The sequence below is a fragment of the Acidiferrobacter thiooxydans genome (assembly GCF_003333315.1).
Classification (GTDB): Bacteria; Pseudomonadota; Gammaproteobacteria; order Acidiferrobacterales; family Acidiferrobacteraceae; genus Acidiferrobacter; species Acidiferrobacter thiooxydans.
Genome location: NZ_PSYR01000002.1, coordinates 113,075 through 132,766 on the forward strand (window position 1 = coordinate 113,075; position 19,692 = coordinate 132,766).

At 63.9% G+C, this 19,692-nt stretch carries 24 protein-coding genes; 23 read left to right on the forward strand and 1 reads right to left on the reverse strand.

The window, feature by feature from the left end:
* The first annotated feature begins 32 nt into the window (after positions 1–32).
* From C4900_RS07640 to C4900_RS07705, 15 genes are all read left to right on the forward strand, one after another.
* Positions 33–269, forward strand: a complete 237-nt coding sequence (locus C4900_RS07640) for a hypothetical protein (RefSeq protein ID WP_141689452.1) — start codon at positions 33–35, stop codon at positions 267–269.
* Between the two features lie 120 nt (positions 270–389).
* Positions 390–617: a hypothetical protein gene (locus C4900_RS07645; protein WP_176716053.1), complete on the forward strand. Its 228-nt coding sequence runs from the start codon at positions 390–392 to the stop codon at positions 615–617.
* Positions 618–628: 11 nt separating this feature from the next.
* Positions 629–1,489, forward strand: a complete 861-nt coding sequence (locus C4900_RS07650) for a hypothetical protein (RefSeq protein ID WP_141689451.1) — start codon at positions 629–631, stop codon at positions 1,487–1,489.
* Entirely contained in the window at positions 1,482–1,748 is a 267-nt protein-coding gene (locus tag C4900_RS07655; RefSeq protein ID WP_065972376.1) for a hypothetical protein, read from the forward strand. The genes C4900_RS07650 and C4900_RS07655 overlap by 8 nt, the downstream gene beginning before the upstream one ends.
* Positions 1,742–2,713: a DotH/IcmK family type IV secretion protein gene (locus C4900_RS07660; protein ID WP_065972375.1), complete on the forward strand. Its 972-nt coding sequence runs from the start codon at positions 1,742–1,744 to the stop codon at positions 2,711–2,713. Before C4900_RS07655 ends, C4900_RS07660 begins: the two co-directional genes overlap by 7 nt.
* Entirely contained in the window at positions 2,706–3,887 is a 1,182-nt protein-coding gene (locus C4900_RS07665; RefSeq protein ID WP_065972374.1) for a DotG/IcmE/VirB10 family type IV secretion system protein, read from the forward strand. The genes C4900_RS07660 and C4900_RS07665 overlap by 8 nt, the downstream gene beginning before the upstream one ends.
* On the forward strand, positions 3,884–6,868 hold the full coding sequence (locus C4900_RS07670) for a hypothetical protein (protein ID WP_114282889.1): 2,985 nt from the start codon (positions 3,884–3,886) through the stop codon (positions 6,866–6,868). Before C4900_RS07665 ends, C4900_RS07670 begins: the two co-directional genes overlap by 4 nt.
* Positions 6,869–6,915: 47 nt before the next feature.
* Positions 6,916–7,317 (forward strand): hypothetical protein, encoded by a 402-nt coding sequence (locus C4900_RS07675; RefSeq protein ID WP_065972372.1) that lies wholly within the window; start codon positions 6,916–6,918, stop codon positions 7,315–7,317.
* A 49-nt stretch (positions 7,318–7,366) separates the two neighbouring features.
* Positions 7,367–7,759: a single-stranded DNA-binding protein gene (locus tag C4900_RS07680; RefSeq protein WP_065972371.1), complete on the forward strand. Its 393-nt coding sequence runs from the start codon at positions 7,367–7,369 to the stop codon at positions 7,757–7,759.
* Between the two features lie 127 nt (positions 7,760–7,886).
* Positions 7,887–8,057, forward strand: coding sequence for a hypothetical protein (locus C4900_RS16010; protein WP_170132474.1), 171 nt, complete (start codon positions 7,887–7,889; stop codon positions 8,055–8,057).
* A gap of 167 nt (positions 8,058–8,224) precedes the next feature.
* A complete protein-coding gene (locus C4900_RS07685; RefSeq protein ID WP_083996378.1) occupies positions 8,225–8,416 on the forward strand; it encodes a ribbon-helix-helix domain-containing protein in 192 nt (63 codons plus the stop codon).
* A 74-nt stretch (positions 8,417–8,490) separates the two neighbouring features.
* Complete coding sequence (locus tag C4900_RS07690; RefSeq protein ID WP_065972369.1) at positions 8,491–9,996, forward strand: DNA cytosine methyltransferase; 1,506 nt, start codon at positions 8,491–8,493, stop codon at positions 9,994–9,996.
* Complete coding sequence (locus C4900_RS07695; protein ID WP_065972368.1) at positions 9,962–11,632, forward strand: McrB family protein; 1,671 nt, start codon at positions 9,962–9,964, stop codon at positions 11,630–11,632. Before C4900_RS07690 ends, C4900_RS07695 begins: the two co-directional genes overlap by 35 nt.
* Before the next feature lie 3 nt (positions 11,633–11,635).
* Positions 11,636–13,297 carry a DUF2357 domain-containing protein gene (locus C4900_RS07700; RefSeq protein ID WP_065972367.1) on the forward strand — a complete coding sequence of 554 codons (1,662 nt, stop codon included), beginning with the start codon at positions 11,636–11,638 and terminating at the stop codon, positions 13,295–13,297.
* The gene (locus C4900_RS07705; protein ID WP_065972366.1) at positions 13,297–13,764 is read left to right on the forward strand and encodes a very short patch repair endonuclease; all 468 of its coding nucleotides are present in this window, start codon (positions 13,297–13,299) and stop codon (positions 13,762–13,764) included. Before C4900_RS07700 ends, C4900_RS07705 begins: the two co-directional genes overlap by 1 nt.
* Before the next feature lie 247 nt (positions 13,765–14,011).
* Here C4900_RS07705 and C4900_RS07710 read toward each other — a convergent pair whose 3' ends face one another.
* Positions 14,012–14,611: a hypothetical protein gene (locus tag C4900_RS07710; RefSeq protein ID WP_065972365.1), complete on the reverse strand. Its 600-nt coding sequence runs from the start codon at positions 14,609–14,611 to the stop codon at positions 14,012–14,014.
* Positions 14,612–14,736: 125 nt separating this feature from the next.
* Between C4900_RS07710 and C4900_RS07715 the strand changes: the two genes are divergently transcribed.
* The 8 genes from C4900_RS07715 to C4900_RS07745 are packed head-to-tail and all read left to right on the forward strand — an operon-like array spanning position 14,737 to position 19,676.
* A complete protein-coding gene (locus tag C4900_RS07715; RefSeq protein ID WP_141689450.1) occupies positions 14,737–15,186 on the forward strand; it encodes a hypothetical protein in 450 nt (149 codons plus the stop codon).
* A complete protein-coding gene (locus C4900_RS07720; RefSeq protein WP_065972363.1) occupies positions 15,183–15,665 on the forward strand; it encodes a hypothetical protein in 483 nt (160 codons plus the stop codon). The genes C4900_RS07715 and C4900_RS07720 overlap by 4 nt, the downstream gene beginning before the upstream one ends.
* A 58-nt stretch (positions 15,666–15,723) precedes the next feature.
* Positions 15,724–16,272, forward strand: a complete 549-nt coding sequence (locus C4900_RS07725) for an HD family hydrolase (protein WP_141689449.1) — start codon at positions 15,724–15,726, stop codon at positions 16,270–16,272.
* Positions 16,269–16,667: a hypothetical protein gene (locus C4900_RS07730; protein WP_065972361.1), complete on the forward strand. Its 399-nt coding sequence runs from the start codon at positions 16,269–16,271 to the stop codon at positions 16,665–16,667. Before C4900_RS07725 ends, C4900_RS07730 begins: the two co-directional genes overlap by 4 nt.
* A complete protein-coding gene (locus tag C4900_RS07735) occupies positions 16,660–17,232 on the forward strand; it encodes a hypothetical protein (protein ID WP_141689448.1) in 573 nt (190 codons plus the stop codon). Before C4900_RS07730 ends, C4900_RS07735 begins: the two co-directional genes overlap by 8 nt.
* Entirely contained in the window at positions 17,232–18,446 is a 1,215-nt protein-coding gene (locus C4900_RS15840) for a type 2 periplasmic-binding domain-containing protein (RefSeq protein ID WP_065972359.1), read from the forward strand. The genes C4900_RS07735 and C4900_RS15840 overlap by 1 nt, the downstream gene beginning before the upstream one ends.
* Entirely contained in the window at positions 18,433–19,110 is a 678-nt protein-coding gene (locus tag C4900_RS07740; protein ID WP_065972358.1) for an EAL domain-containing protein, read from the forward strand. The genes C4900_RS15840 and C4900_RS07740 overlap by 14 nt, the downstream gene beginning before the upstream one ends.
* Positions 19,107–19,676 (forward strand): hypothetical protein, encoded by a 570-nt coding sequence (locus tag C4900_RS07745; protein ID WP_065972357.1) that lies wholly within the window; start codon positions 19,107–19,109, stop codon positions 19,674–19,676. The genes C4900_RS07740 and C4900_RS07745 overlap by 4 nt, the downstream gene beginning before the upstream one ends.
* The last annotated feature ends 16 nt before the right edge of the window (positions 19,677–19,692 follow it).

Below are 19,692 nucleotides of genomic sequence, written 5' to 3' on the forward strand. Positions count from 1 at the left end.
TGCCGAACATGGAGTCCGTGCGATGCGGGGACATGTCATCAGCCGATGACGTCGGCCGCGCCCGCGATCTCTGGCGACACCTGGCAGACTGCGCCGGGGACGACGACCCGGAGAATGCATTCGTGGAGCTGGTCGACACGATGATCGCGGGGTATCTGTCGTCGTCCGAGATCGAGGTGTTGGTGACTTTCGGTCATCTCCTGCCGTCCCAATCCCCCGACGTGGTATGCACCTTGGCGTCCTTGCGGGAGTTGCGACATGGCGGATAAGAACCGTGAGAGGCAAAGAAGGCGTCTCGGAGGCGGCCATCTTCCTGATGGTCCAGGTAGGTTGCAGGCCGTGAGATGGGCGAGAGGCGCAGGGATCGAATCGAAGCGAGGAGAAATCCTATGCCGATAGCTGTGTGTATTGAGTGCGGGTGCGATGATCTCCATGCCTGCGAAAGGGGGTGCTCGTGGTTGCGCGTGGACTATGACGCCGGTCTTGGCGTGTGCAGTGAATGTGCGCAGCGCGTCAAAGACTGGGATCGCGGCGATCGGACGCTCGGTGAAGAGGCGCGCCTGGCGATCGAGATGCCACCTCCCTCTTCCGCGGATGGAGAGATGCCGCGGCCATGAAGACGGAAGATGTGCGCGCCTTGTTGCGCAAGCGGTTTGCGCCGCCCGAATGGGCGCTGATGGAGGAACTGGCGCCGCGGACAGGCGGCGGCACGGGTTACGCGGACGCGGTGGCGATGAATCTCTGGCAGAGTCGCGGTCATGTCGTGTACGGCATGGAGATCAAGGTCAGCCGGAGCGACTGGTTGCGGGAGCTGAAGAAGCCCGCCAAAGCGGAATCCGTATTCCGATATTGCGATGGCTGGTATGTCGTGGTGTTACCCGGCGTCATCCAGGACGGTGAACTGCCGGCGACATGGGGGATGCTCGAGGCGCACGGCGGCCGGCTGATCGAGAAGGTCAAAGCGCACAAGCTCGACCCCTTGCCGCCCGATCGCTTGTTTGTCGCTTCACTCATGCGTCGTGGCTGGGAGCAGATCGATAGGGTCGCGGAAGCGAAACAGCGGCAGGCCATTGCGGAGGCGTCGGAGAAAATTCAGGAGCGTATCAACAGCGAGGTGCAGCGGCGTGCACGCCGGTTTGAGGAATTGCAGGCGGCGGTGAAGAAATGGGAGGACGCGACGGGCCTGCGGTTCGATGTCTACGCAGGGCCGTCCATAAAAGTCATACGGCTGGCACAGCAGCTGGAGGAGATGCGCTACCGAAACGTCAATGATCTGGTGGATTCCGGGCCATTCGGATTCCTCGGCGCCCTAGCGGATAACTTGCAGAAGGCGTCTCAGATCGTCCGTGGCGCGCTATCAGAATGCGGCGTCGCCGGGGATACGACATCGGAGTCGGAGGCGATTTCGCGTGCGGATGAGGACGTCGGGTCCGCCCTCTCTAACGCGCGCATGTTGCCGTGTCCGCAAGGGAGACGGGCCCGTGAATAGGCACTCCGATTTTCGGCGCGGCCTCCCGATCTTTGCCGATGAAATGTGGTTCTTCGCGCGGATGGCTGGGTTCTGTCTCTATGTCACGTCCTGGGTTACGGCGCTTTGTCTGACGGTGGATGGCTGCGTCGTCCTGCTCAGTGGTGACGGATCGGTGACGCATAAACGGTTGCTGGTGGGCGCCGCCGCGTACTCCCTGGCGGGAAGTCTCTTCTGGCTCTATCGCCACATCGTGCGATTGGGGAGACAACCGTGGTGAGGCCCGTCAAGGCCGCGACGCATCGCAAGCCAGGGAAACGGCTCCCGGCTGTGTTGGCAAGCCTGGTGATGTCGATGGCACCCTGCGCTTTCGCGAAAACGCCACCGACGCCGTCGCCGGCGCGCCCGGCCGGATCCGGCCTGCCGACATCGACATTCCGGCGGATCTTGCTGGGGCAGCTCCCGCTGTCACCGCGCCAGATCCACGCGCTCAAGAAGCGTTGGCGCGCCAGCCAGCATGCGGCCGTGGCCCCCGTACGGCCCGTACAGGACCGGTCCTTGGTCGCCGCCGTGACCCCGGCGCCCGGGATGCGCGCCGTGCGCGTGCGGATTGCGCGCGGCTATGTCTCGGCCATCACGTTCGTCGACCAGGCGGGACACGGTTGGCCTGTGGCGGCCGCCTATTCGCCGGATCCCCGGGCCCTGCAGGTGCTGCCGTCACAGCCGGCCCCCAATACCATCCTGCTGAACATCCTGTCGCGCAATCCGTTTGCGCGTGCCATCGGGTTCGATGTGATCTTGGCGGGTCTGGACATCCCCATCACCCTGATCGCGGAAAGTGGCCACCGCAGCGTGGATACCTTGACCGTCCTGCGCGTCGCGGGCCTCTCCCCTCAGGACCGCAAGGCCTTGTCGGGCGGGGGCCTGGCGGTACCGACCGCATCCGGCCTCCGGTCCACCGCCTCGCACGCCCTCATGCGGACGCTGGCCGGCATCGCCCCGAAAGGCGCTAAGGCCGTGTTCCGCGGGTATCCGGGGGTCTTGGCCTGGCGCGAAAAATCCCAGCTCTTTATGCGCCTGGCGACGGGAATGCAGCTGCTCTCGCCCGCATGGGCCTCGCGCGCCGCCGCGCATCACTACACAGCCTATGTGCTGCCGATGATCGACGATGTGCTCATCATGAACAACGGACACGTCGTATCGTTGCGCGCCACGCAGAAATCCCAGGAGGCCTCCCATGGTTGATGCCGATCCGGCCGCGCGCAACGCGCCGCCTGCGCCCCCGGTCCCGCGCGCCCCCTCTCCGGTGGAACGTGTGAGGACCTCGACGGGTGTGCGGGTGGCGCTCATCCTGGTCGTGGCCGTGATCGCGCTCGCGATCACGGTATTCGTCATGGTGCACCGAAGCCATGGGCAGGCCGCAAGCGCGCCGGTCGCGCCGCCGAAGACCCGAGCCGGCATCATCGGCGGCGTGGGGTACGGCAATCACTACTATCGCCACAAGGCCCGCCAGTATGTCGCGCGCCAGGAGAAGAGGGCGGCCGCGCGAGGACAGATTGCGATGCCCACGCCGACCAACCAATTCCATCGGGCGCATCATCACCCCAAAAGGGTGGTGCGCGCCGCCCAAGCCACGGTCATGCGGGGGGAGAAGGGGCCGGCGACCCCGTCTCGCCCCCCGGCCCTGGGGGAAATTCAGGATCTGATGGCATCCTGGCGTCGTCCGGGGGTACCGATCGCGGTGATCGGGTTGCCACCCCGCAAATCCCCACGGCGGCACGCGAGCGGAGTCTCGGGCCCGTCCGCGAAGGCCCGCAGTCTTTCCGTTTCGTCCACCAAGCCGAGTCAGGCGCCGGCCACGGGGGCGCCCGCCATCATCATCCCGGCGGGCCAGATCGATTACGCGGTGACGATCCTGGCCGTCAATTCCAACGTGCCCGGGCCCGTGGAGTGCCGTCTGACGTCGGGCCCCTTCCGGGGCGACAATATGCTGGGGTCGTTTCAGGACGTGCACGAGCGGCTCGTGCTGGCGCTCCATCGGATCATCCTGGCCAATGGCCACTCGGAGGCCATTTCGGCGCTGGCCATCAGCCCAAAGTCGGGATTGCCGGCGGTGCGGGGCACGGTCGACCACCACTATCTCGAGCGCTACGGACTCCTGTTCGCGGGCGCCTATCTGCAGGGATATGGGCAGGCCTTTCAGCAGAACGGCAGTACCGCGCTGACCGGGAGTGGGCTCGCGATCACCACCAACAACACGGCGCAATACGCGAGCCGTGCCGCCTTGGGGTCCCTGGGCCAGACCATGGCGCAACAGTTCACGCAGGATGCGAATATTCCCGCCACCGTGTCGCTGCCCAGCGGCGCCGGCATGGGGGTCCTTTTCATGAAACCCGTCACCGCGCAGGCCGCCCCATGATCGAATGGTCCCGGCGATTCGCCGACAGCCTGCTATGGGCCCTCACCGATATGGCCGGCGGCAACAGCCAGCGGTTTTGCGATGTCATGGCACCGGATCGGGACAGCGACGGACGGAACACGTTGCTGATCCTCGGCGACGGCTCCTACGGATCGATCCTGGAAGGGCGCGGACTGAAAGGGCTGCCGGCCGACAGCATGCCGAGATTGATCGAAGGCATGACCGAGGCGATCACGAACCTCCTGGGGACCGGCACGATCGTCACCGTGGATTTTGAACGGGATCCGGATGGGGCCCTGGAGGCCTTTCGGGCCAACGCCGGCTATGCGCGGGAGTCGGCCCGGATCCACGGCCTGGATTTGAGCGACCTGTTCGAGGAACGCGAGCGACTGATGGCGGGGAAGACCGTCAAGGAACACACGTTCCTGGGTATCTGGACACCGCGCCCCACGGATAAACGCGAGCGGGAAGTGATGCTGAAATCCCTGGAGGGGGACCGGAAAAAGGCGCCCCCCGGGCTCCGGGAGTTCATCCGCGCCAATGACGTCCTGCGGGCCCGCCACGAGTCCTCGGTGCGCGCCTTCATCGCCGAGGCCGAGACCCGCGGTTACGATGCCCGGCCCGTGACGGCCCACGAGGCCCTGGCGATCTCCCGCCGCGCGCTTTTTCCGCACATCACGCCGGCCGATTGGCGCCCGTTTCTGCTGGGGGATCCCGTGCGCGGATCCATCGGTCTGCGCGGGCGCCTGGCGGATTTGATCGCGCCGTCGATCGCGGCCCAGGTCGTTCCCGGGGAGCTGGTCCGGGTGGACGGTGGGGTCTGGGCCGATGGTCGGCATTATCGGGTGATGGGTATGCGCATCGGCCCGACGCAGACGGAGCCCTTTTCCCGCCTCATCGCGCGGGCCGGGCGCTTGCCGCTCCGGATCCGGCTGCGCCTGGCCGGGGGCGGCCTGGAACACGCCTTGGGTCTCAAGCGTGCTCTGGCGCAGGCCTTGGGGCCCGTGTCTGCGACCAACCGGCAGATCACGGCCGCGGCCAAGGCCTTGCGCGAATGGGTGGAGCGAGATCACGGTTTCGTGGCCGACCTGCGCGTGCTGTTCGCGACCTGGGGCGCGACCCCGGAGGAGGCGGAAAGTCGCGCCGCGCAGCTGCGGACGCTGGTTTCGTCCTGGGGGTCTGGTTCTGCCCGCCCGGAGGCCTCGGATCGCCTGGCGCGGCCTGCCCGGGCCCTGGCCCGCATGGTGCCGGCCTTCTCTTCGCAGGTCGAATCCTGGGCGATCCCGGCCCCCATCAATGAGGCCGTCTGGATGCTCCCCTGGTCGCGCCCCGTGTCCCCCTGGGGCACCGGGACCATCGATCTGCGCACCGAGGACGGGCGCCTGTATCCCCTGGATCCGGCCTCGCGTATCCAGACGGCGCGCGTGACGTTGGGTTTCGCGCCCATGCGCATGGGGAAGTCGCTGTTCAGTAACGGCCGGATCCTGTCGTTCATTCTGCAGCCGGGCCAGGAGCGCCTGCCGCGCGTCTTGATCGTAGATTCCGGCTGGTCGTCGTCGGGCCTCATCCGTTTGCTCCAGGACGCGGCGCCTCCCGAGAAACGCGGGCAATTTCAGCACTACCGCGTCCAGATGGACCCGGCGCGCTTCGCGATCAATCCGTTTGATCTGCCCTTGGGGCTCCGCGCCCCCCTGGGCCAGCAGCGGCAGTTCGTCATCAATCTCATCACGACGCTCTGCACGCCGCTCGATGCCAAGACCCCACCCGGCCCGGTCGTGGGTTTCGTGGAGGCACTGGTGGATGCGGCCTACCATCACTATGGACCGACCTCCCACCCGCGCCTCTATTACCCGGGTGTCTGTCCGGACGTGGACACCGCCCTGACGGTGGTGGCTTCTGACGCCGTACCCCAAACCTGGTGGGAGGCGGCGGACAGCCTTTTTGATGCCGGACAGATCGCCCTGGCGCGCCAGGCCCAGGCGCAGGCCATGCCGCTCTTACAAGAGGTGGCGGGCCTTGCGCGCGATCCCCAGATCAACAGCCTCTATGCCCAAGGGGCCACACCCTCGGGCGAGAGCGTGCCGAATTACATCTTTCGGACGATCACCGAGAGCCTGCGGTCATTGCCCATTCTGACCGTGGCCACGCGCTTCGACCCCCAGGGGGCGCGCGTGCTGGCCCTCGATCTCGGGGATGTGACGATTCCGAGCAACAACCCGCGCGACCACCGGCAGGCGGCCATCATGTACTTGCTGGCGCGCCAGATGGGGGCGGCGGCCTTCTACTCCCGGCAGGAGGACGTGAAGAATCTGCCGGAGACGATCCTGCCGCCCCGGTACCGTCCGTATGTCGAGGCCGCGGCCCGCGAAATGGAGCGCGACTTGAAGGAGATCATCTACGACGAGTTTCACCGCACAGGGGGGCACGCCGGCGTCCGCTCCCAGGTCCTGGTGGATATCCGCGAAGGGCCCAAGTACAACGTGGGCGTCGCGCTCTTCTCGCAGCGCCCCGATGACTTTGACGACTCCATGCGCAATCTGGCGACGACCACCCTGGTGTTCGGGGCAGGCGAGGGGGATGACGTCGATCGCATGCAGTCGCTGTTCAAGTTCTCGGATGCGGCCATCGCCGCGATCAAGCGAATGCGCAAGCCCGACAGCGACGGATCCCATGTCTTCGGGCGCTTCGTTACCCAATTTGGGACCTATGAGGCCAAGCTCCGGTATACCCGGGGACCCACGGAGATCTGGGCGCTATCCACCACGCCGGCGGACAACGCCGTCATGAAGATGGTGGCCGCAGCCCTCGGGGCGACCGAGGCCCGCCGGAGACTGGCCCTTCAATACCCGGGAGGGACCGTCGAAAACGAGGTGGAACGCCGTCTGCGCGCCCTCATGGATCGCGGCATCGAGGCGGATGCCGGCGCCGCAAGCGGGCAGGTGTTGGCGCAGATCGCCGAGGAAGTGATTGCGCGCGCCTAATGTCTGGCATAGACTGACAGTGGTATACCCGCCATAGGGGGAAAGACATGGGAGCCAACCCGGTACCGGCCACACCGCTCGCGCCTCGGAGGCTCGTGTTCGATCTCGAGATGTCCCGGTTCGGTCCGGGAGTGAAGGGGCGGGTCTTTTCCGATCCCAGCGGCGTCAATAGGGCCGATAGCGTGGTGATCTTTACCATCCCGCCAACATGTCACACCTTCCCCTTACCGGATCAGGACGAGGCCTGGGAGATGTTGAACTTTCGCATCGGAGCGCCGTGCGTCCAGGGATTGGATCGGGTGCTCGTGGTGGCGCTCCCGGCCGGTCAAAGGTTGGCGACTTCGCTGCGCAATCTGGGCTTGATTTTGGGGCAGGAGGTCGTGCCGGCGTGGGCGGCCAAGGAGGTCGACGCAGTGCCCCCCGTAAAACCCGGCATGGGAATTGGGTAGTATAGAAGTACTGGTACACACCGCAGTCATTCGAAGAGGAGATGAGTCGATGTCAAACAACAACAGCATCAAACTGGTCGGTAATCTGGTTGCCGATCCCGAGGTCAAGACGAACAACGAAAACGGCAAGGAGTTCGCCGTCTTCCGGTTGGGCGTCAACAAGTCCTTCGTGAAAGAGGGGTCGGAAGAGACGGCGGACTTTTTCCGTTGCATCGTCGGCGGCAAGCTCGTCGATGAGATGAAGGCCCTCAAGAAAGGGGCGTTCGTTCAGGTCGAAGGGGAAATAGGGACCCGCAAGTATGAGAAGGACGGTGTTTGGCACACCGAGACGTTTGTGCGCCCCGATACCGTGAAAAAGCTCGAGGCGAAGGCCAAGGCCGAAGCCGAGGCCGCGGCAGCAGCAAACCCGGCACCCACCTTTGATGAGGCGCTGTCCTTCTGATGCCGTCCGCTAGCCTGTCCCGTTAGCCCACAGCGGATCCCGGACTCTGGTTGGCCTGAGCCCGCCAGAGTCCGGTCCCACCCCGATCGGCGAATCCTTGCGCCGACGTTTTCAAAGGACGAGCGCTATGCCCACCCATCGCAAGACACCGGAACAAGAGGCGATCATCACCGCGATTCGGGATGGACGGAATGTAGGTGTGCAGGTCTGCGCGGGGGCCGGCAAGAGCCGCAGGCTCCTGGTGACCAGTACCCCGATCGTATTGCCGCTTGCGCGTGTCAACCCTATTCCAATTTAATCAAATCCAACGGTCAGCTGATCCTCCGCGAAACCGGGGGAGGGGTAGCTGCACCTACGCAACTGCGCACAGGGGGTGTTAGATTACCGGCGAGTCGGGCCCTCTTGCGGAATCTACACCATTATGGTGTAACATGGTGCGCACCACCAGATAATGGGTAGCGCGCCATGGCCATTATAGCGAAACAGCACACGTTGGCGAAGGAAGGTACCCGCGCATCGGTGAGCTTCCCAGCCGATCTCTATGCAGAGCTGGAACGCATCGCAGGGGAAAAGAAGGTGTCCGTGGCCTGGGTTGTCCGGGACGCCGTCGAAAAATATGTTGCGGCGCAGTACCCACTTTGCCGCCGCCAGCAGTAATGGTGGCGCCGTGAAGAACGCGAAGAAGATCAGCCCCATGTTGCGCCCAGCTGACGCTGGTAAGGGGTAATCCTTTGAGCAGGAACGTACGCGCCATCCGCAAGAAGATCGGCCGCCTGGAGGTGGGGGGCAAGCTCCGAGTACTCGATCTGTTCGCCGGCTGTGGCGGGATCTCGCTTGGATTCTCAGCTGCTGGCTTCAGTATCGCGGGCGCGGTGGAAATCGACCCGGAGGCGGCAGCATCCCATGGTCGCAATTTCCATAGTGGCGATTGGGTTTATTCCCGCGCGCGCGATATCACGAAGACGACCCCGGACCAACTGGCGGGGGAATTACAGATCGGGCCCACGGCCGAAGCTTTCGATGTACTCGTCGGCGGCCCGCCCTGTCAGGCCTTCGCTCGCGTCGGCCGACCCAAGTTGCGGGAGGTGGACAATCACGCAGAGGCCTTTAAGCACGATCCGCGCGCCCAGCTCTACATTGACTATCTGCGCTACGTCGAGGCCTTCGCGCCGCTCGCAGTTTTGGTCGAGAACGTGCCCGACGTGCTCAATCATGGCGGGCAAAACATCGCCGAAGAGATCGCCGAAGTGCTGGAAAGCAAAGGCTACGTCTGCCGATACACCCTGCTGAATGCAGCCTTCTATGGCGTACCGCAGATGCGTGAGCGAATGATTCTGATCGCGTATCGGTGTGAGATCGCCGACACGGTCACGTTCCCTGATCCGACGCATTTCATCGACCTGCCGCAAGGTTATGAAGGTACGCGCTCAGTTGCACTCAAGTTCCTCGACAGCGAAATTGCCGACGACGCGCATCACTACGTCCCTGCCCCGAAGCCTGCACGTTCGCTTCCTCCAGCCATAACAGCTGAGGAAGCGCTCGGGGACCTGCCCCCCATTGATGCCCGCAAGTTGCTAAAAAGCGGTGCGTTGCGCCGTGGTGCGCGACGTTTCGACGCGCCGATGCCTTATGGCGGGGAGCCGCACACCCCTTATGCCAAGCTGATGCGTACGTGGCCTGGCTTCGAGGCGCCTGTGGCGCTTACCGACCATGTTATCCGTTATCTGCCGCGCGACTACCCGATCTTCGCGCGTATGAATCCGGGTGATCAGTACCCGCAGGCTTACGCGCACGCCTTGGAAATGTTTGAGGAACACCTGGAATTACTCACTAAACAGGGTGTAAAGGTCAAACCCGCTTCGAAGCGGTACGAGGAAATCAAGGCTTCGATCGTGCCTCCCTACGATGTGGGTAAGTTCCCAAACAAGTGGCGCAAAATGTGGCGCGACCAGCCAGCGCGAACGCTGATGGCCCATCTCGGCAAAGACAGCTACAGCCATATCCACTACGACAGCCGCCAAGCCCGTACAATCTCTGTACGTGAGGCTGCACGCCTTCACTCGTTTCCAGATGGATTTGCCTTCTGTGGGACGATGAATCCCGCTTTCCGACAGATCGGGAACGCCGTTCCGCCGCTGCTCGCGAAGGCCGTAGCCACGCACATGATGAAGACGCTCAAACAAATAGATAGGGGGGAGGTGGATGAATCTCGTCGAGCGGCAGCAACGGTTTCTTGACGCCGCCCAGAGGCATTTTGGAACAACGAAGGCGGTCCGTCCGCGTGAGCTGTTTGGTGTCTCTAACAGCGCCAAGATCGTCGAAGGCGGCATCCAGCTCGGCGTCGTCAACCTCGACAACGTCAAGGACGACACTGAGGCGCTGATTTTTGGCTGCGTAATGCGCTTCCCGCCGGAGGACGAAGTCTATTTCGCTGTCTTGGTGCGTAAAGACAGGGCCAGTTTTCTGGCCCGGCTTTCTCAAATGAAGAAACTCGGTGCTGCCGCGAAGGCCTCTGGCACGGAGCCAGTCGATCTGCCCTCGGAGGAAGATGACGCACCCGAGACGCCGGGCGCAACGATCAAGTACAGCGCCCGCAACAATGTGGTTCCGATCTATCTTGCGCGCGATGGACGGCTCTGGCTGCGCAATGCCAAGTTCTGGGACAGCCTCGCCTTCGACATGTCGCCGTTCGGTCCTTCAACCGAACCGGATGAGATCGTCGTTGCGCTCTACCCGCCGACTGCTTCGGCCCGGCGTAGCCTGCTCGCCCGTGAGTTCATTGGGTGGTTGGGCAAATTGGTCGGGTCACAGAAGATTCACGAGCTGCCAGTCTGGACCGATACCGCTACACTCAGCCCGGAAATGCGCCGTATGCCGGCCAGTATTCCGATCGAGGACATCGAAGCCGCAGTGAAGGTCCTCGGTGGTCACTACCCGAATGGCGAGGTAACGCGCCTCCACGCGGCACTGAATTTCCTGTCGCACAAGCACTTCGTGATCCTATCTGGCCTATCTGGTACGGGCAAGACACAGCTCGCATTGAAGTATGCAAGAGCTGTGCACGGTCTGACTTCGAATACCGACGATGACCCGTTGATCTTTGAATGCCCGGTTCGGCCGGAATGGACTGATCCGACTGGTCTGATCGGATATTACGATGTACTCACGAACCGCTACGTGGTACCGCCGTTTCTAGAGGCGGTACTTGTGGCGACGGCGCACCGCGGGTCGCCAGTCTTCGTGATCCTCGACGAAATGAACCTTGCGCGGGTCGAGTACTATCTGTCTGACGTGCTCTCGTGCATGGAGACGGGGGGTCGGCTACAACTGCACTCGAACGGCGTGCCACTCGAAGGCACGACGGGCGCGAGCATCCGCGCTGAGCTACCGCTCCCCGCCAACCTGTTCATCATCGGTACGATCAATGTCGATGAGACGACCAACCCAGTCAGCGATAAGGTGCTCGATCGGGCGTCGGTGATCGACATGTCCACGGTCGACGTGCCGGGTTTCCTTGGTTCGCTTGAAGGCCGCTATCCTGAACTGAGGGATGCCCGAGTGGCTTCCGAAGCTAAGCTCACCGAAATCCACGGCCTGATGCAGAAGCACGGCCTCGGCTTCGGATACCGGCTGATCGAGGAGTTTGTACGCTACCACGCCTTCGACGCAGCGCATCTCAAAAGCGCGCCCGCTGATGTCACCGACCAGCTACTCGTGCAGAAGGTGTTGGTGAAGCTGCGTGGCACCGAACGACAGCGCGCACTGCTGGCGGGCCTCAACAAGGCCTGCGACGGACTACCGCGCGCGCAGGCCTTTATTCTGAGGCTGCTGACTGATCTCGATGAATTCGGTTCTTTCCAGGCCATGCGGTGAATCGTGACGGCGCTCTATATTCAGGCGGAAGGAGGCGGACCGGCATGGCAGGTCTGGCCCGTGCCGGATGCGGTGCCGGCCGGAGCGGTGCGAGAAGGTGCGTCCTACCTCTTTGAGTTGCGCGACAGCGACGACGCGTCCGTGGCCGATTTGCTGATTGACGACGAGCCGGTTGAGGCGCTGCGGTCACGCCTACCCACTGTAGCCCGCTGGCGATGGCAGCCTGGATTCCACGCTGGCATGGTGGAAGCCATGCTGCGCATGTCGGGCATCGGAACGCGCCGCTTTGAGGTTACCATCGACCCCGATCTGCGCAAGCTCACGCGCGACGATTTTGACACCATGGTGCGTGAGGTTCTCCAAGATACCTTCGCTCTGTTCTCGCTGAGCGCTTTTCGCAAAGGTATTGCGCGCCAGCCCAGCAACCGGTTGCCGCCGCTGGCCAGGCTTGAGTTTCTGCGCTCACGCTCCGACGAGATCGTTGCCGCAGTCAACGCAATCGCGCGCTCGCCGCGCCACTACCTACACGCTAAGGACGTGACAGTACCGGCACATCGCGCTGCGCGCGCGACTGGCCTGGAGATCATAAAATCGTTCCGGTCCGGTGTTATCCGTACCGAAGCCATCAGCCCGTCGCGTCTACCCGCCGCCCTGAAGTGCCGTCTGCCAGCACGGATTACGCTGCGCCATTGCCACAATAGTCTGGATATCCCCGAGCACCGGCAGATCAAGGCGTGCCTGCAATCCTGGGGAGAGTGGCTATCCGGTGTAGCCGAGTCGTTGGCAAAAGTAGAGCTCGCCGATAACCGCGAGATCGCGACGCGGGCCGGAAGCTGGGCCACGCGGGCACAGCGGATCTCGCGTCGCTTGAACCATGCGTCTGCAGCTGGCTTCATGGCCGAGGTAGGTGAAGGGCCCGCGCTGCTGCGCATGTCCCCGATTTTCCGTAATGATCCGGTCTATCGGCGCTTCTACCGGCTCTGGCAGGACATGAATCTGGGGCTTGCGGCGCTGTTTGGCGATTTCTTGCAAATGCCGCTGGCCCGGACTTATGAGTTGTACGAACTGTGGTGCTTTCTGCGCCTGCTGCGTGCGGCCGTCGAGGAGTACGGCGCTACGGGCGTGAACCTGAGTAACCTGTTTCTCAACGAGGCCAGCGGCGGCGTGGCAATCGCCGCGGGCGCGATCACCGTGCCGATTGGCGGCGATCGCGTATTGTGTTTCCAGCGGCAGTACCGCGAATACTGGGTTGAAGACGGTCGTGAAGGTAGTTTCAGCCGGACAATGGCCCCCGATATTGTGCTGGCGGGCGGGGACTTGGGCGGCCCAGGACGTCACGTGATTGTCCTCGATGCGAAGTACCGGATTAACGATGGCCTGAACGATGCACTGAGTTCCATTCATACCTATCGCGACGCGCTCGTGCACGAAGTGGAAAGCGGCCGGCCAGAAGGAATCGTGACCGCGGCCTATCTACTGACCCCGCATGTGCCGACCGGCCTCCAGATGGACTTTAAGGACACGCCCATGCCGGGCCGATTGTTTCACCCGCAGTACCGCGAGAAGTTCCGTTTCGGCGCGGTCACGCTGCGGCCCGGCATGTCAGGCGAAGACCTGCGGACTTGTCTGAGGACCATCGTTGCGGACGCAGGAGCGGGGGCATAATGGGCGACACGCTTACAGCCGAACAACGTCGGTTCAACATGAGCCGCATCCGGGGCAAGGACACGAAGCTCGAGATGCTGATCCGGCGTGGCCTGCACGCGCGGGGTCTGCGCTACCGGCTGCATGATCGGTCACTCCCCGGCCGGCCCGATCTCGTGTTCCCAAAGTTCCATGCAGCTGTATTTGTCCATGGCTGCTTCTGGCACTCGCACGGGTGCGTATTGGCACAGGTACCCGCTACCCGCCAAGCCTTTTGGAAGGCCAATCTCGCAGCAAATGTTAAGCGGGATAACGGTGCGGTCGAAGCGCTGCGGGCTTCCGGATGGCGGGTGCTGGTTATCTGGGAGTGCGCGGTGCGTGGCCTCAGCCGGCGTGACTCGGGATATGTGCTGGATGCCGCGGCAGTATTCTTGCGTGGGAGCTTGGTAGGGGCGGACCTGCCGGGGGACTGGAACAGAAAGTGTTAATCTGGGCCTGGGCACGTATGGTGCTCAATGTTCCTGGCGGCAATTACGTCGCCAGGGGCGATGTTATTCACGTTACTGGCCTTATGGGCTGAGTCGTATTCTGGCGACCTTAGCGTGGTCCGCCGTAAATTATGAGAGCGCGCTATCCCAATTAGACCGATGAATGGTATTACCCCATTGTCTAACTATCTTCCCGTCAAGATATCGCAGAGGTTTATAGAATAGTGAACCTTGAGGATGGCGTGTGTCACAGCGCCATAGATGACATGTAGTTGCTGGCCTGCGGAATAGGCCTGACACATGTATTCCTATGCAGCCTGTCAGATGAGGCTAAAAGCTCGGGCCCGGGTCGTGTTTGGGGGATATTGGTGTTACTTCCTGTCGATACCCTGAAGCCGGGCTGGCGTGACACGCCCATCACCTCCGTCTCGGCGGATTCGCACCTCGCGCCCAGGGCCGTGCCCGCGCTCAGCGCCAGTTGGTAGAGATCAAAGAGCCGATCGCGGCTGATAAAGGCCTCGTTACGTTCCCGCGCTTGCTGATAGAGCTCGATCAGTTGGCGCGCGACGTCGTGGGCGGTTTTGTCATGCAGGGCCTTCGAGACCGAATTATCGGGTACCGGCCACTCCGTCACGGGGGTCGCTTGAAAGAGGACGGGCACGCCGGCGTCGCCCGTTTCCTCGAACTCGTCCATCAGCAAAGGCATGGTGGGCGTGTTATCCCAAAGGACGCCGTCGTTGAAGGCGGACTCGGCGATAGTCTGGGCAGCCTGGGCGGTGTCGGCCTCGATGCCAACCCGCACGACGTGTTCATACGGCAAGGTATAGGTCACGACATATTTAGCCATGGGTTTCCCTGTTTGTAGTTGATCGACAAGAGGATATAATATATTGAGTATACCAGACATTGGCAGGGCGGTTCAGAAATCGGGAGGCCGCATCGGGGGCCCGATCGGCAGAGGAGGAGGTAAGCGTGTTCCAACGCACAAAACGCGCTGTGCGGGCGTATGGATCCTATTGGGCGTCCGTGATTGGCGCCGCCTTCGCGCGACCGATGGCGGCCGAGGAGTCCATTCGGGAATGGGGCCGGGATGCCCTGCGTATCGGTCGACAAGCGCGTCAAGGGGGGATCAGGCGGGCTTTCGTGGCCTTGCGCGACTCACTCTCGTGGGCTCCCCCGTCCACACCCGGGTGGACGGCCGCCGACTGGCAGCGGGCGCTGGCGCGCCAGGCCTTGTTGGCGGTCCTCTGGGCATCCATGGCCTTGGTCGCAACCGGGACGTGTGTGTGGGCGTTCCATCGGGCATGGCCCGAGGAGGGCGTCGTGGGGTCCGGGATCTTCGCCATGGCGTTGGCCCTACGGGCGTTCGCACATGTGCGTATTCGCCGCTGGCTGCAGCGCAATAGAGGGGGGCCAGTGTGACGGAGACGACATGGCTGAGTGACCTCCTAGCCTCATCCTATCTGGAGGGCCTGAACGTCTTTTTCGAAGGACCCTCGGGGCGCCTCGACTGCGCGGATGCCGCGCTGTTTCTGCGTTCGGAGATCGCTCGGCGCATACGGCGCATGGAGTCGATCCTGGGATGGTCCCTGCAGGGCGATACGGTGTTACGCGGCCTTGCGGCGATCGAGACGTGGACCGACTTGGTGCAGGAGCGGACCGGGGTGTCGTTGGACACGCGGGTCGAGGAGGCGGCATCCCATCGGGAGCCGCGGGCGATCGTCCAGTTCCTGCGCCGCCAACCCGCGGTTGTGGTGCCGATCCGCCCGGAAGACATCGCGGCGTTGACGGCCGATCGCGAACCGGCCGAACCCTTCGTGGCCCCCGTATCGCTGGTGGCCTTTCAGGGCAATCACGTCGTCCCCAACCCTCCCAGCCCGCACCGCGCGCAAGGCAGCTGACATGGACACCCGTATTTATACCCGTTGTGGCCGCATGGTGGACTTGAGGCGTCCGTGCGTGGCGGACATCAAACCGGAAGCCATGATGGAATCCTTGCTCTACATCACGCGTTTTACAGGCCATGCCGGGGCCTATAGCGTGGCCCAGCACAGCGTGCTGGTGGCCTGCTTCGTCGCCCGTCTCACGGATTCTGCGGATCTGTTTGCGGAGGCCCTGTACCACGATCTGCACGAGGCCTACGTGGGCGACGTCGCGTCTCCCCTGAAGAGTCTGCTGCCGGATTACCAGGTCATCGAGGAATCCTGGCGGCTCATGACCGCACAGGTCCTGGGTTTGCCCAAGGTCCCATCGCCCCTTGTGCGCCGCGCCGACCGGGCCGTCTGCGCCGTGGAGATGCGGGATCTGATGCCGCGCGCCGCCCAGGATTGGGCGCAGGTGCTGGGGGTGAAGCGCACGGACATCCATGGGGTGCGCGAGATCTGCGGGGGATCCCGGATCCGTCCCTGGACCGTAGATCAGACCCGCGAGACGGTTCGGGATGCCATGGCCGTGGCGCGCCGGGCGAAACCGGCCTCGCCGCCATCCTGTTTCGGGGCGGTGCCGTGAATCGGGCCGAGCACTGGGTACTGGGTGATCAGGCGCGCCGCCGCGTGTTGTCCCAACTCGTCGTGCGATCCGGGGTTCTGTCGGGCGAGACGCTGCAGGATGCCGTAGTGCGGGCCCTGCGGCATCTGCCCTGGGATCAGGCCTCGCTCGTCGCAGACAGCCTGAATGCCCTGTCCGCCCCCTGGGTTCTGCGAGCGGATGCGCTTGCCCAACGCAGCGACCAGCCGTTGCATCGGGAAGCAGGCCGCGTGTTTTTGGCGCGCGCCATGCTGGGGCAGTTGTCCAATGCGGCGGAGCTGCTCGATTCCCTGACGTCGGCATCACGGCTCGATGTGGCCATGGCGCTCACGACGTTGGCGGATGACAACGAGACGGAGGGCGGCGGCGATGGTTAGGGGGACCCCAAAAAGCGGTACGGGAGCCGCGCTCATCCTGCTGAGCGGATTGTGGATGCTCTCTGCCGGCGTCAGGGTGTCGGCGGCCACCGCGCCCGCGGCCGGGGCCTCGTCGCAGACATTGCCGGCCGCGTGCCAGAACAACGTGACCGCGGCCAAAAACGCTTATAACGCCGCCCTGAATGCGGCGCGCTACGCCAATAGCCAGATCACGAAGCCCTCGGGCATCGGGGCGTGCTTGAGCAACCTGCTCGGCATGAACTTCTCGATGAATTACATCGGCATGTCGGCCCTGATCAGCAATATCACCTCTTCGTTGGAAAACATGGCGTGCTCCGCGGCGCAGACCGAATGGAATAGCGCCGTCGGCAGCAATCTGCCCAGCGCCAACATGGGGTGGGGTGTGCCGCTTGCTGGCAACCTGGCCAACGTCAACACGGGGCAGTACGGATCGGGAACGAGCGGCTATGGGGGTTCGGGAACCCTGAATCAGGGTGGCCAGATCGGCGGATCGACGGGGTCCGTCGGCGGCAATCTCTTTTCGGGTAGCGGAGGGGGATTCTGATGGCCGCGCCTTGGCGGTGGAAGCGCAGGGCCATCGGCTCGCTGGCCCTTTTTGTGGCCAGCACCGCCCCGGCCTGGGCGACCTACGGTTCGGCTGTGGCGCAGCGCGCGTTGATCGCGACCCAGATCGTGACCGCCATCACGACCGAAACGACCACCCTCGAGCGCAGTCTGGTGGAGATCGACCACAACATTGTGTCGGCGGGCAGCAACATTACGAATGCCATCAAGGCCCTCATGAAGACCAACGTCCAGACCGCCCAACAGGAGACCACGGCCCTGGCGAGCGCCGTGCGCCAGTCCCGCTCGGCGGCCAATATCATGCGCCTCTATCAGATGCAGTCCGGCCTTCAGCCGCCTCCCGCGGCCTGCCTGCAGACCGAGGCTGCGCAGCAGAGTCTGGTGGGGGCGGCCCAGGTGAATGCCGCCTCCGCATCGACCAGCGCCGCTTTGGCGAACTGGAATCAGGGGGTTCCCGTGGACGTCGCGGCGGCCAAGTCCGCGCGCATCACGAAGACGACGACGATCGCGGCCAGCGCTGCGTACAATCAGGCCGTGAGCCAACAGACCAAAGGGGCCGCCTTCCAGGCGGCGGCCTTGTTCCATCCGGCCCCGCCCGTCTCGCCGTCGACAGCCGGCGCCTCGTCTTCCTCCACTCGTCCGGCGCTCACCCCCGCGCAGTTGGCGGCGATCTACACCGGAGAGATTACCAACCCCTCGCCGATCGGGACGCCCCCCGCCAGTCTCACGCAAGGATCCGGGGGTGCCACGTGGCAGGCGGCCGTGCTCGCGGCCCAGGCCCGTATGTCGCTGGCGCAGGGGACCCTCCGCCAAACGGTGCGCTGGCGCACCGCAAGCCCCGCGCTGCAATCATGGGCCCAGACGATCGCCAAGGACAGCAGCCCTTCCGGGGTCTATCTCAAAGGCAAGATCCAATCGGCCAAGAGCGAAGGGGTCTCGTCGGACGTCATGCTGAAATGGCTGGCGCAGGCACGATTCGAGAACCCGCTCTGGTACAACGCGGAGTCGGGGGCGACGCAGACCGGGCTGTTGCGCTCCCTGACCTTCATGCTGGCGCAGTCGCTCATGATGCAGGATCGCCAGTTGCGTATCAGCGAACGCATCGAGAGCATCGAGGCGGCGCGCCTGGCCATGGCCGAGCGCCACCGGGAACGGTCGGTCCTGGCGAGCCTCCGTGTGGGTGGGGTCCGGTAAGGTGGTGCCCTATCGCGCCGAGGCGATCGTTGCGTTTCCCTCCGATTGGGCCGGCGAACGGCTATTGGGTCGGGAACTCTTACGCGGTGCCGTCCAGGCGCCGCGGGTATGGCGGCCGCAGGGCAATTGGCAGCGGTGGTATCGCGTCGTGTTCGAACAGATCCTGCCGGTCCATGTCCTGCGATGTTCGGGATTGGTGTTCATCAATTTTTTCTCCGATCAGATTCTGGACCCGATGATCCAGGGGCTGGTGCGCCGCTGTCCTTTTCGCGATCGGGTCGTATTGGAGTGGGTCGAACGGCCGGCGGGAGCCCGACGTCTCGCCCGGGCCGGGGGCGTTTTTCAAGGATTACGGGAAGAGGGGTTTTCCTTGGCGATCGATGACGTGGGGGCCGGCGCCGATGGTTTGGGCCGGTGGGCCCTGGTGCAGGCGGATTTCGTGAAGGCCTCCGGGCACCTCCTTCATCGGGCGCGTGCGGACGTCGGGGCGCGCGCGGTGTTGCGGTCTTTGGGCCATGCCATTCGCGATGAGGGTCATGCCCGCTACATCGTCGAATGGGTCGAGCGGTGGGACGACTGGTGGTTGGCGCAAGAGTGCGGCGCGGACGCCTGGCAAGGATTCTTGAGTCGCAAGCGGCCTGTCTCCGCGGGAGGTTGTGAATGAGTTATGAGCACCAGCTCCATCTGACCATGCGTTTTCCGAAAGACACGGATGCGCGCGCCGTCCATCGTGCGGTCCAGCCTCTTCTTCAGTACTTCGGCCACCCCTGGGCGATCGGAGAGACGTTTGGGAGGGAACCGCTCCTGATGGACCAATGCGAGGTCGCGTGGTCGCAGTCTCCCGCCGGTGCGACCCTGACCCTACAGACCAGCGGCCCGGTTTCGCATGACTTCATCGATCGCGTTCGGGACTGCTTGGGAGCCGCGTCTCATCTCACGCTCGATCGGGGGTGCGCCGAACTGTGGGATCTCGAGACGGGCGATCTCTCCCACATGCTGACGCGGATTCCGTTTGGCCCCACGGAAAGGGAGCGGACGTTGGCGCGGGTCGAGGCGGCCCTGGACCAGGTATGCCAGGACCTTGTCGAGTCGATACCGGCGTCCTCGACGTCGCCGGCGCACGCAGGTGCGGAAATCCGCGAGCTCCTGTTTCTGGTAGCCCCCGTCTTGACAGACAAGCTTTCGCGAGCGGCCGAGAGTGAACCGGATGGACCGAAGCCGTCGCTTTAGCGGGGGCGCTCACGAG